General features: G+C 67.0%; 12 protein-coding genes. 7 read left to right on the plus strand and 5 right to left on the minus strand.

Annotation, left to right across the window (positions count from 1 at the left end):
• The first annotated feature begins 268 nt into the window (after positions 1-268).
• Both ABZX37_RS06160 and ABZX37_RS06165 read left to right on the plus strand, forming a co-directional pair.
• Positions 269-3,661, plus strand: coding sequence for an AAA domain-containing protein (locus tag ABZX37_RS06160; RefSeq protein WP_354736520.1), 3,393 nt, complete (start codon positions 269-271; stop codon positions 3,659-3,661).
• Positions 3,658-5,097: a hypothetical protein gene (locus ABZX37_RS06165; protein WP_354736522.1), complete on the plus strand. Its 1,440-nt coding sequence runs from the start codon at positions 3,658-3,660 to the stop codon at positions 5,095-5,097. The genes ABZX37_RS06160 and ABZX37_RS06165 overlap by 4 nt, the downstream gene beginning before the upstream one ends.
• Here the strand turns inward: ABZX37_RS06165 and ABZX37_RS06170 are convergent.
• Genes ABZX37_RS06170 through ABZX37_RS06180 form a run of 3 tightly spaced genes read right to left on the minus strand, consistent with a single transcriptional unit; the run spans position 5,094 to position 7,530 of the window.
• The gene (locus ABZX37_RS06170) at positions 5,094-5,429 is read right to left on the minus strand and encodes a hypothetical protein (protein WP_354736524.1); all 336 of its coding nucleotides are present in this window, start codon (positions 5,427-5,429) and stop codon (positions 5,094-5,096) included. The genes ABZX37_RS06165 and ABZX37_RS06170 overlap by 4 nt on opposite strands.
• Positions 5,423-6,679, minus strand: coding sequence for a M20/M25/M40 family metallo-hydrolase (locus ABZX37_RS06175; protein WP_354736526.1), 1,257 nt, complete (start codon positions 6,677-6,679; stop codon positions 5,423-5,425). The genes ABZX37_RS06170 and ABZX37_RS06175 overlap by 7 nt, the downstream gene beginning before the upstream one ends.
• 41 nt (positions 6,680-6,720) lie before the next feature.
• Entirely contained in the window at positions 6,721-7,530 is an 810-nt protein-coding gene (locus ABZX37_RS06180) for a helix-turn-helix transcriptional regulator (protein ID WP_354736528.1), read from the minus strand.
• 451 nt (positions 7,531-7,981) lie between these two features.
• On the opposite strand from ABZX37_RS06180, the gene rfbC reads away from it, so the two are divergent.
• Genes rfbC through ABZX37_RS06200 form a run of 4 tightly spaced genes read left to right on the plus strand, consistent with a single transcriptional unit; the run spans position 7,982 to position 11,471 of the window.
• The gene (gene rfbC / locus ABZX37_RS06185; protein ID WP_354736530.1) at positions 7,982-8,572 is read left to right on the plus strand and encodes a dTDP-4-dehydrorhamnose 3,5-epimerase; all 591 of its coding nucleotides are present in this window, start codon (positions 7,982-7,984) and stop codon (positions 8,570-8,572) included.
• A 51-nt stretch (positions 8,573-8,623) separates the two neighbouring features.
• On the plus strand, positions 8,624-9,622 hold the full coding sequence (locus ABZX37_RS06190) for a dTDP-glucose 4,6-dehydratase (protein WP_354736532.1): 999 nt from the start codon (positions 8,624-8,626) through the stop codon (positions 9,620-9,622).
• Positions 9,619-10,800 (plus strand): DegT/DnrJ/EryC1/StrS family aminotransferase, encoded by a 1,182-nt coding sequence (locus ABZX37_RS06195; RefSeq protein ID WP_354736534.1) that lies wholly within the window; start codon positions 9,619-9,621, stop codon positions 10,798-10,800. The genes ABZX37_RS06190 and ABZX37_RS06195 overlap by 4 nt, the downstream gene beginning before the upstream one ends.
• Positions 10,797-11,471 carry a formyltransferase family protein gene (locus ABZX37_RS06200; RefSeq protein WP_344287408.1) on the plus strand — a complete coding sequence of 225 codons (675 nt, stop codon included), beginning with the start codon at positions 10,797-10,799 and terminating at the stop codon, positions 11,469-11,471. The genes ABZX37_RS06195 and ABZX37_RS06200 overlap by 4 nt, the downstream gene beginning before the upstream one ends.
• 13 nt (positions 11,472-11,484) lie before the next feature.
• Here the strand turns inward: ABZX37_RS06200 and ABZX37_RS06205 are convergent, their stop codons facing one another.
• Positions 11,485-12,633, minus strand: coding sequence for a UDP-N-acetylglucosamine--N-acetylmuramyl-(pentapeptide) pyrophosphoryl-undecaprenol N-acetylglucosamine transferase (locus tag ABZX37_RS06205; RefSeq protein ID WP_344287406.1), 1,149 nt, complete (start codon positions 12,631-12,633; stop codon positions 11,485-11,487).
• A gap of 462 nt (positions 12,634-13,095) precedes the next feature.
• Between ABZX37_RS06205 and ABZX37_RS06210 the strand changes: the two genes are divergently transcribed.
• A complete protein-coding gene (locus ABZX37_RS06210) occupies positions 13,096-14,316 on the plus strand; it encodes a helix-turn-helix transcriptional regulator (RefSeq protein ID WP_354736536.1) in 1,221 nt (406 codons plus the stop codon).
• On the opposite strand, the gene ABZX37_RS06215 is transcribed toward ABZX37_RS06210, so the two are convergent.
• Positions 14,317-14,967 carry an HAD family hydrolase gene (locus ABZX37_RS06215; RefSeq protein ID WP_354736538.1) on the minus strand — a complete coding sequence of 217 codons (651 nt, stop codon included), beginning with the start codon at positions 14,965-14,967 and terminating at the stop codon, positions 14,317-14,319.
• Positions 14,968-15,004: the final 37 nt, after the last annotated feature.

The following is a 15,004-nucleotide window of genomic DNA, read 5'->3' on the forward strand; positions in this document are numbered from 1 at the left end:
GTCAAGGACTGGACAAGTGAGCGTCGACTCGACGCTCGCTGTTGGCCTTGGGGCAACAGTGCAAGGGGTGTGCCGAATTTCAGTTCGTCCGACGGCTTACCGATTCGCGACACCAGCCGAACGCGGTGCCCGGCGTTCGGCTGGGCGTGGCAGGTTCGGCTAGGTCTACCGGCGTGTTGAACCGATACCGCCGCTAGTGGCGTCAGTACGATATCCGGTTGGAGTCGACGAGAGGGGCAGTGTGCTGCGTGCGATAGCTGACCGGTACGTGGTCCTTCCTGAAGCCGAGCGCCGGGGCGGTGCGTCCACGGTCGTCAAGGCGACTGACGGCTTCACCGCGAAGCACGTCGCGGTGAAGCTCATCCCGCGGGCGGGCGCGGACAAGACGAACCGGGTGTTCTTCCGCCGCGAGGTCGACGCTCTCTCGCGGCTGAGCCATCCGAGCATCGTTTCGCTGCTCGACCACGGCGAGGACGACGGTGAAGATGCGTTCTATCTGGTTTTCCCGTGGCTGGAACAAGGATTGCGCGACGTGCTGCCGCCGGCTGAGGAGATCGGGTGGGACGACTTCGCCGAACGATGGGCGCTGCCCCTGGCCGACGCGCTGGCCTACGCTCATGAGCAAGACGTGGTGCACCGCGATGTCAAGCCCGCCAACATCCTCGTCAGCGACGAGGGCTTACCCATGCTTGCGGATTTCGGCATCAGCAAGATCCGCAGCCAGATGGTCGCTGAAGCCACCGTCGCCGAGTTCGCCTCGCGCCCCTACGCTCCGCCTGAACTGGACGAGATGAGCAGCGCCGCACGCGACACGTGGGGATTCGCAGCGACCGTGTTGCGTTGCTTGTCAACAGGCGTCTTCGACGACTACCCGCACATCACGGCCGCGCTCGACGAAGTCGATGTGCCGCCGGACATTGCATCGCTGCTCCGGCGGTGCACTAGCCGCATCCGAGACAACCGGCTTCCGAACGCGATCGCGCTGCGAGGTGCGTTGCGCGAGATCCAGAATCGGCGCAACCGCAATTGGATCACTCAACGCGCGGCCCAGCTCGCGATCAGGGACGCGGCCGCCCGCAGGCTCGTCCCGCCGCCGTTGGACCACGACGTCGACGCCGTGGAACGCGCGCTGCGGGCGGAGTTCGCCCACGGCAGCCATCTCGCGCGGATCCTCGACTCGTCCACGGGCAAACGCCTGGCCGACACCTTCGACCTCGTGGGCCATCAGCGCCGGCTGCGGCTGGCGGTGGCACCGAACAACCCATCCTTTGTCGTGACCAAGCAGATCCCGGCCGACGACAACGTTCTGCATGCGATCCGAAGGAACGGCTGGCCCGTCGCCGACGAGGTTCACTGGACCTCGCGCCCCCAGCCCGCGGCGGAAGCTCGACGATCAATGGAGATCGTGCTCGCCGCTCTCGACGAGCACTACATCCGCGCAGACGAAGCACAGCAACGACGCGACGAGAACCGCGTCTTCGACGCCTGGCTGGACCTGTTGAGGGCCAAGGACGACCTTGAACACGCGCGCTCCGGTCCGCTGCGCTACCGGACGGCAACGATCGAGGGAAAACGGGTTCGGTTCAGCCTGGTGAACGAACCCGACTCCGAGATCCGCGGACAGGACCGGCTGTGCCGTCCCCTCGACCCCGACGACCGCGCGGGAGGGGCGGGCGTTGTCGTCGCGCAGGAAGGCAAGACCGTCATCCTCTCGTACCCGCGGCGGCCGACGGGCATTCCTCAGACAGGGGACCTTGTTCTCGACACGAGAGCGAGCCGTGCCGCGCTGAGCAGACAGCGCGAAGCCGTCGTCAATGTGCGGTCCGGAATCGCCGTGCGCCCCCGACTGCGAGACTTGATCGTCGATCCCCGGCGCATCGGTGCTCCCTCCGCCATGCTGGAGCCGGCTTGGTTCAGCGAGCAGTTGGACGAGGACAAGCGCACGGCCGTGACCCGGGCATTGGCCAGCCCGGACTTCTTCCTGCTCGAAGGGCCGCCGGGGACGGGCAAGACCGGGTTCATCACCGAGCTGGTGCGCCAGGAGCTGCGCCGCAACCCCACGGCGCGGATCCTGCTGGTCAGCCAGACCCACGTCGCGGTCGACAACGCTTTGGTCCGGCTTGCTGACACCGGATTGGAGGACCTTGTCCGGCTCGGCAAGACCGGGGACGAACGGATCGCCCAGCAGGCCCAGAAACACTTGCTGGACCACCGGATGCCGTTGTGGGTCGCGGAGATCCGCGCCACTGCCGAGCAGCACCTTGCACGGCTCGCCGCCGAAGCGTCGGTCCCCCTGACCGACGTGCAGGGCGCAGGCGCGTTGCTGGAACTCGTTGCGGCGCTCAACGACTTGACCGCGGTGCGGGCGAAACTGGCCGAGATCACCGGCACGTCCGCGCATGCACGAACGGTTGCGCGCGACGAGCCGGACGAGAACGACGCAGCATCCGATGCCGGGGCCATGCACGAACAGGCGGCACGACACATCACCAGGATCGAGGAGTTGCGCGAACGCGCCGGCTCCCTGCTGGGTGCTGCCAGACTCGATCCGCTGCTTCCCCCGGACACGGCTCCGACCGCCGACGCCGTTCGTGCCGCAGTCCGATCGCTCACCGATGAGGTTCCCCGGTTGGGAAAGCTTGCTGACATCCTTGCGCTGCAAGGCGAATGGTTCCAGCGGATCGAGTCCAGCCGGGACCTCGAAGGAGTGCTTCTGCAGCAGGCCCGGGTCGTCGCCGGAACCTGCATCGGGTTCCTGGCGCATCCCGCCGTCCGCGAGCTGGAGTTCGATCTCTGCATCCTCGACGAAGCCTCCAAGGCCACCGCTACGGAAACGCTGGTGCCGCTGGCCCGCTCGCGCCGCTGGGTGCTCGTCGGCGACCCGAAACAGCTCCCGCCGATGTACGAGGAAGTCCTCGATCACCAGGACCTCATGCGCCGGCACGAACTCGAACGGACCGATGTCGAACGCACCCTGTTCCAGGACCTGCTCGGCGGCGCGCCCGAGACAGCCCGCCATCAGCTCTCCCGCCAATACCGCATGCACCCCGGCATCGGCGACCTGGTCTCGGCCTGCTTCTACGACGGAACGCTGACGTCGGCGACGACGCCGGAACTCACCGGCTGGAACCGCCTCTATGCACCCGTCACCTGGCTGGACACCACGTCGTCCAGCGCCCGCCGGGAGACTCGCCTAGGCACGAGCGCGGTCAACCGCTACGAGACCCAGGTGATCAAACGTGCCCTGGCGGACCTGAGAGACGCACTGGCAAGGAGCATTGTGAGCATCGACGACGGCCGGGCGCTGCGGGTCCTTGTCCTGACCGCGTACCGCAAGCAGATGGACGAGCTGCACCGCGCAGTCGCCGGACTCGGCTCGCCCCAACTGGACATCGAGGTCAACACCGTCGACGCCGTCCAGGGCCGCGAAGCCGACGTGACGTTCTTCTCCGTGGTGCGCAGCAACGACCGCGGGGACCTCGGGTTCCTCGGACAGCGACACTGGCGCCGCATCAACGTCGCGCTGTCCCGGTCTCGGTTCGGCCTGGTCGTCGTGGGCGACGCGGCGTTCTGCGACAACGCCCCCGGGCCGCTGCGCGAGGTCTTGACCCACATGCGCAAGCACGCTGACACCTGCCGGATCGGAGCAGCCCGGACATGACCGATTCCACCGTGATCGCGGCGCGCCGCTACAGCGAACAACACCCCGGCTACCAGCTCGTGACTGCGGTGGAAGCCGCTATCCCGTTCTCCTGGCTGACCCTGGAAGTACTGGCCCAGCAACGCAAACCGCTGCCAGTGGTCGACGAGTTCGTGCTGCGGTTCTGCCAGCAAGGAGTGGACACAATCCCCGGAGTCGCCGGCGTGCTCGGCATCGGCGAGGACGCAGTGGTAGCCGCGGTCGCTCGACGACTCTCCGACGAGCACCTGGACTACCGCCCTGATCCGCGCCAAGCGGATCTCGGCGCACGTCGCATCAGCCTCACCCGGGCCGGAAACGCAGCCGTCACCGACCTGCAGACCACCACGCCGCAGCGGGTCGACCACCTCCAGGCTTTCGACCGGCTGCTGTGGGCCCCGGCATCCCGGAATTCATCCGAGCTGCCGGTCTGGGCCGACGTCGCCGCGCGCGAGATGCTGGTCCTGCCTGCGGCCCGCACCCGCGATGTGAACACCGACGAGGTCGCGCCGCGTGCGATCAACAACCTCCTCGCGGCGGACGACCCGCAACCCGGCCGCGCAGGCCGCAAGCCGGGCGGCAGCGAGCTGATCGAGGTGCTGGCGGTCGAGGCCGTGACCCGCCAGCGCCTGCGCTACCTGCCCGTCGTGCTGCTGGTGTTCGCCGCCGTCGACTTCGACGACGTACGACTGACCGTCGTGGTCGACGACATGATCAGCAACTCGCACGACCAGGCCCTAGCCGCCGCGGGCGGCGCAGACGGGCTGAAAATCACCGTGGAACCACCGCTCGGAGAGCCCGCACTCCCTCCGCAGCTCGTGGCCCAGCGGGCGTCTCACGACGCAGTACTAGGGCTTCAACGACGCGCCGACACACCGACATCAGAGCCTGCGCCCGGTACCGCCCCCGACGACGACAGTGCGACAGCACGCGCCGAGCTAGCCGCGCTCACCGTCCGCAGCGTCCCCTCTTTCGAACACCCGGAACTGCTCACGACCGCGCTGACCAGTGCACGCCGCCGGTTCCTGCTGGTCACTTCGCACCTGCGCGACGCCGTCGTCACTGGAGAGCTGATCAACCAACTGGAAGTCATGCTGCGCCGGCGCGGCCTCGTCGCTCGCATCGCCTACGGCCTCGGCCACCCTGACAGCGAGCACGACGCGGGCGCGCTCGACCGGCTCACGCGTCTCGCCGAAGCCCACCACAACCTCACCCTGGCCCGCATCGACGACGACCACCCGCACGACCTGATCTTCGACGACACCTGGGTGAACACCAGCTTCGGCTGGCTATCCTTCCGCGGCAACCGAAACCGGGTATACCGCCGAGAAGAAGGAACCCTCATCCGTTCTGTCGAGGCCGTCGACGAACGACACTCTCACGGCGTCTCCGCAATAGACTCTGCGGCTATCGTCTAGGACGCCTGTTCTTCATCGTCGTGCACCGTCGGGATCAGCGAACGTCCGCAGCGTTCCGTATGGAAGATGCGGTGTGACCTCGGATTTGAAAGGACCCGTCGGATTGACGGTCGCCAAACAACTTGAGTGAGGATGTCAGGCCGCAGCGAAACCTTGCTGCGCGGCTGCGACGGCTCTGCTGTCGCGGTGCCGCAGGCTTCGGCTGCGTGCTTGTACGTCTCGGCTACCACCATGTCCGGCACGGCGGACCTGGCCTCGAATGCGGTGCGAATCCCGGCGATCACGTGCGGATGCCTCGGCTGCCGATGCAGCAGCAGAACCCCGATCAGCAACTGGGGCTTGGTTTGGTCGCCGCGCTTGGCGCGGGCGGTTCGGCGTCGAGCAACACCAGAACGGCCGCGTGATAGATCGCCTGAACCGTGGGTATGGTGTCCAGGCGAATCTTCTCGTTGCTCCCGTGCAACCCGACGTAGCCCACACCGAAACCCGCAGTGGCCGGGATGCCTAGGCCTGCCAGGTAATTGCCGATGTTGCTCGGCCCGGCTACTTTGTCCGTGACCTCGACGCCATACGCTGCGGCGGCGTTCAGAATCGCCGAGCGAATCCGCGAGTGGGAGCCCAGCGAGTAGGCCGGCCAGCGCGTGTCGACCTGGATCAGCGTCGGCCGCGTTTCCGGCCACTCGTCATCGACCTGCGCGACCAGTCGCTGCAGCAGTTCGTCCGCGATGTCGCCGGTGAACCGTGGGGTAGTCCGGACATCGACGTTCAGGATGCACAGGTCGGGCGTGACTGAGAAACCCTGCCCGCCTTCGATGGCTGTCACAGTGAGCTTGCCGGGCAGCGGGAACCCCTCGGCAGCGCCTTCGGGCAGCTGCGCGGACGAGAGACGCTGCACCAGATGCGCGGCCTTCTCGATGGCGCTGGGACTGCTTTTGCTCCCGCCGGAGTGCGATGCCAGTCCGTGCACGTGGAGTCGGGCGCGGTGCACTCCGCGGCCGCCGACGACCAGTTTGTCGATGCCGGGGTAGCCGATCATGACTCCGGCGACGTCATCCGGAGCGCCGGGGCCCTCGAAGTACCTTTTGGCACCGCCGAAGCCTCCGGTGTGCTCGTCGACATCGATGAGCAGGACCAGCGTGCCGTGCAGGCGTTCTGCCACCGCCGCTACGCGTGCCGTGATGTGGCTGAAGATCGCCGCGCCGGATTTGGAGTCGGCGCTGCCCCGGCCATGAAGCCACCCGTCCTGCACGACCGCGGAGGTCGGAGGGTGTGTCCAGGCGTCCTCGTCGCCGAAGCCCGCGGTGTCCAGGCAGGCGTCGAGCACCCATCGTGGGCCGGGGTGGACGCCTGCGATCTCGCATACCAGTCCGACGACCGCACCGGTCTTGTCCGTGAGGACGGAGACCGGCAGTCCTCGCTCGCGCAGCCATGTTCTGAGCCGGTCGAGCGCCGGTTCGTACGGGTCGATGCCGCCCCGGCTCGGGATGGCGACCAGTTCGCGGGTGAGGGCGAGCACTGACTCGAAATCCTCTCTCGCCGCGGCCTGCACATCGTGATCACCGCCGAAGTCGGTCGAGTCCACGTTCGGCACCTCTCTCGGCCACGCTTGGGCGTCGTCGGCCTCTAGCTTGGCATGGCGGGGAGGCTCCGCAGCGCAGCAGCGGTCTCCACTTTCCGTGCTCCGGCGTAAAGCTGTCGGGCGTGGTCGATCAGGCGTTCGGACACGCCTGCTTCGAACAGCATTCCGGAGTCGAACGCTTCGGACGAGGTCAGCGAGGGGATGGGCACTACAGCGCGGGACTCCGAGGCGCAGAAGAACCGTTCGGGGGTGCCGGGATCGTCTTCGACGATGCCGATGTGCAAGGTCTTCAGGCCTAGGCTGCGGTCGTGCGGGTCACGGACCTGGAGCAGGTCCAGTAGGTGATCTTTGAGAACCTGATGGCGCGGTGGCCCGAACAGCACCCGGTAGTGCACTAGCTCTGGCTCCGCGGCCAGCGCGTTGTGGATGGCTTCTAAATAGGTCGCGTCCCGAGAGCGCGAACCGACGACGGCCAGATACCGGCGGGCGTCGCGAACCACGTCGGCCATCGCATCGCGCAGGTCGCGGTGTCCGACCAGTAGTCGTGGTTGCTCCGCCGGCGTTGTGAGCTGTGTGTCCTGGTGCGCGAACAGCGTTTCCGGCGGAGAGTCGTAGAAGTCGGACAGTATTTTGCGGTACTTGATGCTGGTGACGCGCACTCCGCGTTCCCAGCCGGACAACATGCCGGGGGTGACGCCCGATGAGCCTCCTTTGGCTCGGCTGTCCAGCTTCTCGCACACCTGCGCCAGTGTGGCCGGCAGTGACAGCCGTGCCTGGCGCAGTGGGGATGCGGGTGGGTTGACGGTCGTCGTCTCGTGCCCTGCTCGCTTCTTTCCGCGTCTGGTCCCCGCCATCGTGCCCCGCCTTCTCGCGCGGGAAACAGGTTACGGCCTATGCCCGTCCGTTTGAGCAAAAGAGGCGACTTCAACGCGAACGGAGCGGTCCGACGTCCGTTGCGGCCATCGGAGTGGCCCGGAGAACGTTCCTGCCCGGTTTTGTTCACCGTGCCAACGCTCCGCGCATCCGCTACCTGCTTTTCCTCAGTCGATGTGAACAACGAACGCACAAACAGACGGCTCGTGCCGCGAATTCAATGACATTGCCGCGTCTGCGGTGCCGGGCGATGCTGTCTGGACCTGAAGCGCACGCGTTCGCCCGGGGAAGGAGTCAAGTGCCGAATCCGTCAGGCCATGGCATCGCAGGACAGGCTTCGTCCCGCAGGCATTCCCAGCGTTGATTCCAAGCCCGTGAGCATCGCTTGCTTGATTCTGGAAGGGAAGATGAGTGGAGTCACGGATCGATCCCGTGCCTATCGCTGGCGCGTGGAAGGTCGTGCCCGGGTCCTTCGCCGACGACCGCGGTTCACTGCACGAGCTATTCCATTGTGGACAGTTTCGTGCGGCCACCGGTGCGGACTGGTCCGCACAGCAGACGATCTGTTCCACATCGCACCGGTCGGTCCTCCGCGGGATTCGCGTGACCACAGTGGACGGTCCGGCGAAGCTCGTGTCCTGTCTGCGCGGCGAGGTGCTGGACGTCGTCGTGGACCTGCGCCTGGGGTCGCCGACATTCAGCCGCTTTCATATCGAGCACCTCAACGAGGACAACCGGACCGCGCTGTACATCGCACCTGGGCTCGGACACGCTTTCCTGTCTCTAGCCGAACGCTCGACAGTCCTATACCTGCTGTCACGACCGCACCGCGAGGGAGACGAGCATCCGGTCCACCCGCTCGACCCCGCGCTCGCGATCCCCTGGCCCTCCGACGTCATGCCGATGCTGTCGGCGAAGGACACCGCCGCGCCCACCGCGTCCCATGCGCGCGCAGCCGGACTGCTGCCCGACTACGGCGAATGCCTGCCGTTGAACGGCAGCGGCCCTGCCCGCGCCAGCTGATCAGCATGTCTGCCCGATCTGTCCATCGCCTAGTCCGATAAGGGGAACACCATGCACAAGGTTTTCGTCACCGGCGGCGCCGGGTTCATCGGCTCGCACCTGACGGACCGGCTCATCGCCAGCGCGGACGTCGAGCAGGTCACCGTGCTCGACGCGCTTACCTACGCCGGAGACCGCCGCAACCTCGCCGACGCGGAACAATCGGGCAAGCTCCGGTTCGTCCACGGCGATCTGCGCAACCACGACCTCGTGTCCGCAGTCCTGCCCGGCCACGACTGGGTAGTCCACCTGGCTGCGGAATCCCACGTCGACCGCTCGCTGCGCGACGTCGCGCAATCCGTGCGCACCAACGTCATGGGCACCCAAGCATTGCTCGACGTCGCCATGCGCACCGATGTGGCCAAGTTGGTCCACGTCTCCACCGACGAGGTCTACGGGCCGTTGCCGACCGGATCGGCCGCCGAGGACGCGCCGCTGCGCCCGACAGTGCCCTACGCGTCAAGCAAAGCCTGCAGCGATCTCCTCGCTTTCTCCTACTACATCTCGCAGGGGGTTCCGGTGTGTATCACGCGTAGTTCGAACAACTACGGACCGCGCCAGCATCCGGAAAAACTGATCCCGCGGTTCCTCGCCCTGCTGCTGGCCGGGCAGCCGGTGACCCTGCACGGCGACGGCCGCCACGTGCGCAACTGGCTGCACGTCGCGGACAACTGCCGCGCCATCGACATCGTTCTGCGCAAGGGCACGCCCGGCGAGACCTACAACATCGCGGGCGGCACCGACCTGACGACCCTCGCCTTGACGCGGCTCCTGATCAAGGCCACCGGCAGCAGCGCGGACGCGATTACCCACATTCCCGACAGGCCTGCCAACGACATCCGCTACAGCATGACCTGGGACAAGATCGCGAACCTGGGCTTCGCCCCGATCCGCGACTTTCCCGAAGGCCTGGCGGACACGATCGACTGGTACCGCACCCACCCCGAACGCCTCGCGCTGCGATCCGAAATCTCGCAGCACGCCGCCGAATTCGAGGGAGCACCGGCATGACCGTCGTGACTAGTCCAAGCGGCCTTGCGGCCAACGCGCGCCCATACCTGCACGGGACCGAACTGGCAGCGATCGCCCGCGTGCTCGAAACCGGCCAGTACGGGCACGGCGCGGAAACGGAGCAGTTCGAACGCGAACTCGCCGCGTTCCTCGGCGTCGAGGACGTCGTCGCTGTTGCGACCGGCACCGCGGCCCTGCACCTGGCGCTGCTGGCTGCGGGTGTCGGCCCCGGCGACAAGGTGGTCGTGCCGTCGCTGACCTTCTGCGCCAGCGTGCAGGCCATCCTCGCCACCGGCGCCGCCCCGCGCTTCGCCGACGTCGACCCCACCACGCTCTGCGTCACCGCCGACCATGTCCGCGCCGCGCTCACTCCGACGACCCGCGCGGTTATGCCCGTGCTCTACGGCGGACGCGCCGTCGACCTCGCGCCGATCGCTGCCGACCTTGCCGCCAGGAGAATCGTCGTAGTCGAGGACGCGGCGCACGCCTTCGGCTCTGCGCATCCCGGCGGCCGTCGCGTCGGCACCACTGGCGCGCTCACCTGTTTCAGCTTCGACGCGATCAAATCGCTCACCTGCGGCGACGGCGGCGCCATCGTTCCCCGGACTCCCGACGAAGCGCAGCGGCTGCGCCGAGTCCGGCTCCTCGGCATGGGCGCGGTCCGCGAGGAACGCGTCCGCACCGTGGGCTACCAGGTGCACGAGGCCGGCTTCCGCTGCCACCTGTCCACGCTCCATGCCGCGATCGGCCGGGCCCAGTTGGCCGGATTCCCCGAGATCGCCTCCCGCCGCCAGCGGCTGTGGCGCAGCTACGCCGCCGCGCTGGCCGGGATCCCCGACGTGAGTCTGGTCGACCTCGACGTGGCCCGCTCGGTGCCGTTCAACTGCGTCGTCCGCGTGCCCGCTCCGCATCGCGACACCGTCCACGCCCGTCTCCACGCTGACGGGATACAAGCCGGGGTGCACTACCCGCCCAATCACCGCCAGCCCGCCTTCTCCGCGTGGTCAAGCCCTTTGCCCGCAACCGAAACCCTCGCCGACGAGATCCTGAGCCTGCCGTTCCACCCCGACCTCACCGACGGCGACATCACCCGAGTGGCGGATGCGCTCGCCGCCGCGCTCCGCACCGCACCCACCGGCAGCACGGCAGCGGTCGGGCAGGAAGCGGGAGCACGGTGACCCGCCGCGTCGCCGTCCTCGGCAAAGGCACCCTCGCCGTCCACGCCTGCGAAACACTGGTCCAGCTCCCCGACGCAGTTCTCGACACCGTCGTCCCCGTCCGCCCTGAACCGGAATGGGACATAAGCCTCACCGATACCGTCTCCGCCCGCTGGCCGCAGGCCCACATCATCGCGTCCGGGGACTGGCGTGAGCTGGAACCTGGCCGCTGCGATCTCGTCGTCAGCGTCCTGTACGACAAAATCATCGGCCCTGACCTCGTCGCTTCGACACCGATGATCGTCAACTGCCATCCCGGACGGCTTCCCCAGCACCGCGGCGTACGGCCCGTCAACTGGGCACTGCGCAACGGCGACCACCTCGCCGGGATCACCGTCCACGTAGTCGACGACGGGATCGACTCCGGCGCGATCCTCGGCGAAACCCTGTTCTCAATCTGGCCGGACGTCGACGAAGTCCGCGACGTGTGGCAGCGCGCCATCGGCCACGGCCGCAGACTTCTCACCGACACCCTGCCCCGCCTCGACCGGATCACCCCGCGGCCGCAGGACCCAGCACTCGCGACCACTCACTACAGCCGCGACAACCACCTGCTCGGTGAACGATCCGACTGGACCCGCGCATCGTTCGACCCACAGCAGCGCCCCCGAACCAGCCGGGCCGATCCTTGACCCCGCAGCGGGGTCAGCGACGACCGGCCGCAGCGACGTCGAAGAGGATGCCGACGAGCCGGTCAGCCGCATCCGGTCGGCCCTGTTCCAGAGCCTTCTCGGCCATCGCAGCACGCTTCGTTGGGTTGGCCAGCAACGGTTCGAGCGCGTCGCGCAGGGCCGCAGGACTGGCCTCGTCCAGTAACGCGCTCGCCGCGCCCGCAACCGCCAGCACCCGAGCGTTGTGGGCTTGCTCGCCGCCCGCCGACGACGCGAGGGGAACGAGCACAGAGGGAAGCCCCAACGCGGTCAGCTCCGCGATCGTGCCGGCACCGCTGCGCGAAACCACCACATCGGCCAACGCGAACACATCTGGCAGCTCCCGACCCACGAACCCGACCGGCAGATAGCGTGCCGCACGTTCGTCCGGCACGGTGCCGACGGCTTCGTGCATCCGATCCAGGGCACCCGGCCCGCACTGGTGAATCACGTTCGCCCGTTCCAGCATCCACGGCAGGATCTCGGAGACGAGCCCGTTGATCTGCGCGGCGCCTTGCGCACCGCCGGTAACGTACACCGTCGGCAGCGACGCATCGAACCTCGGCGAGCCCAGCGCAGGCGCGGCCTTCTGCGCGCACCCGCCGAACACTTCCGGCCGGACAGGATTCCCGGTCACCACAGCCCGCCCGCGCGCCCGGCCCGGCAACAACGGCAACGTCGAGGCCGACGAGACCGCCATGACCGTCGCGATCCGTGCCAGGAGGCGATTGGCGAGCCCCAGCCGCACCGTCTGCTCGTGCACGACCAGCGGACGCCGGCATACCCACGCGGCCAGGCTCACCGGAACCGACACGTAGCCGCCGGTTGCCAGCACCACGTCAGGCTTGAACGCGGCGACCGCACGGACCGACTGCACAATCCCGACCGGAACCTTCGCCATGTCCTTGATATTGGCCCACGAAACCATCTTCAACGGGTTTCGCGCGCGCCGAACCTTGCCCGCAACAACCGGGACAAACGGAATATGCTCGTTCCCGGCGACACGCGCTTCCAGCCCGTCAGAAGTTCCGACCCACACCACCTGGACGGCACCGTGCCCTGATACCAGGCGTGCCTGGGCTGTGCGGACCGCGGTGAGCGCCGGATACGTGTGGCCACCGGTACCGCCGCCGGTCACCAGCATGCGAACGGTGCATTCACTTCCGGAATGGCCTGAATTCACGCGTAGTGCCTCTCGTGTCCGAGCCCGGCAGGGCTGCGCTCGTCGGCGCTTGGCAAGCTTGCCACCCCGCCACGACACCGACGAAGGCGGGCAGTCACGCTGCGCGGCTTTGGGACGAGGGGAACCACCGCAAGGCCCATACGTTCGGACGCGGCTCAGCGCGCACAGTTCGGTATTGCTACCGCGGTCGCAACTACAGTTCTTCGCAGGGCATGCAATGAACTGGTGGTGTTCGCCTGGCGACATGCAGAGCAAACGATCCAGCACCGCGAACCCGATTCGCGCACGCGACGGGGTCGCACATCCGGAGCGAACTTTGCCATCCTGCCCGTATGATGGTTCCGCTGCTGCTATCCACGGGTCCACTATCCAGCCGTGACCTGCGGTCGACGGCGTAAACCCGAACGGGGGAGGACGGCTCAGATGGCTACCCAACCACCACGTTCGCAGTTGCGCGATTTGCGGGAGCGACGCGGTTTCTCCCAGAAGTCTCTTGCTCGTGCCCTCAGAGTCTCGTGGACCACTGTCCAGCGCTGGGAACTTGGCGAATCGTTGCCTCGCGCGACGCACCGCTACGGGTTGGCTCGAATCTTGGATGTCCCGCTCGATGCGCTCGACCAGTTCTTTACCTCTCCGTCGCCGGAACGCCGCACTTCTGCAGGCGCTGTTCACGCGTGTATTCCAGCTCTGCGGCGCGTCCTTGCCGCCCGCGACTTTCCCGAAGACGGGCCGGTGGGGTCGTTTGAACATCTGCGGCAGCGCGTCGCGAGGCTCGTCGGCCAGAGGCTCCAGTCGGACTATTTTGCCCTAGCCGCCGATGCTCCCGCCGTGCTGGCGGAGCTGCACCGAGCGATCGCGAACTCTCCACGCGAACATCGAGGGACCTGTGCACGATTGCTTGTCAACGCATACCGTGCGGCCGACGCCATTGCCGACAAGTACGGCTACTACGACCTCTCGGCGCGGATCATCGATCTTATGTCCGACGCAGCGGTCGACGCCGAAGACGAACTGCTCGTCGCCAGCTGCGCGTACGTGCGCGGCGAAACGTTCTTCGCGACCCTCGACTACGCCACGGGGAGACGCGCGCTAGAAGCAGCTGGCGCGCAGATCCGCACAACCGACAGTGCAACAGCCGCTGCAACTTATGGCGCGTTGCACATGCGGGCGGCAGTTTTGGCGGCTCGCGGCGGCGATGCGGTGCGCGCGAGAGACCACATCGCCGAAGCACAGCAGTTCGCCTGCAAGGTCAATGAGGGCGTCCACCAGGGAACAGTGTTTGGCCCTGCGTCAGCGCGGATCCACCAGCTTTCCCTCGACGCGGAACTCGGCGACGTCGGTGGCGCCATGCGTACGGCCGGAAGGTGGCGACCGCCGACCAGCCTTCCGGCAGAGCGGCGTTCGCATTTCTACATCGAACTCGGCCGCGTCCGACACCTGGCGGGGCGTAACGACAACGCGATTTCCGCTCTGCTTACGGCCTCCCAGATCGCGCCTGAACACGTGCGAGAGCATCCGCACGTCAACTCGATCGTCCGAACGCTCTGGGAGACGAACGCTGGCTCACCCAGCAAAGGCCTTCTCGAACTCCGTGACAAAGTACTGCCGCTGCAAGCTCTCGTGGAAAGCGGCGGAACTCGTTAGCTATGTCTTCGGTGTGGTGAGCAGGTCTGGCAGTTCCATGAGGTTGTCGATCACCCATTCGGCGTCACGAACCACTACCGGGTCACTGGCCCACAGGTAGCCCCACGGTCCCCGACGGATGAGCGCAGGAAGGAGTCCTGCTGCGCGAGCGGGTGCGATGTCATTATCCCGATGGTCTCCGACATACACGATCTCGCCGGGATCGCCGGGTGCGAAGTCGATGACTTGCTTGAAGAACGCTTGATCTGGCTTCGCGATGCCCCATTCCCCTGAGGTTGCGATCGCGTCGACCGGCAGTTGCAGCGATCGGAGCAGCTCCGCGGCCTTCACGGTCTGATTTCCGGCCACCCCTACCCACAGGCCATGTCGGCGCAGAGACTCAAAAGTCTGGCGCACATCCGGGTAGAGGTCACTCTCGTGGATCTCCTCGCCGACGCCTGCGTCTTCGCGCCGTTGGCGTTCGCCTTCCAGGTCGAAGCCAGGGCGCAGCACCTGGAATGTCTCGGCGTTGTTCCGGCCTGCAGCGGTGACTGCTCCGAGGATGGCAGAGAATGTGTGCCGGGGGACGCCAAGCCAGTCCGCCCAAGCGCCGAACTCGCGCGTGTCATCGAGCAACGTCTCGCCGACGTCGAAGACTACCGATTTAATCATGTCTTCTCCCGCAGAGATCTGGTTCTGGCGTGCGGCC

It is taken from the genome of Amycolatopsis sp. NPDC004079, from assembly GCF_040610415.1.
GTDB classification, from domain to species: domain Bacteria; phylum Actinomycetota; class Actinomycetes; order Mycobacteriales; family Pseudonocardiaceae; genus Amycolatopsis; species Amycolatopsis halotolerans.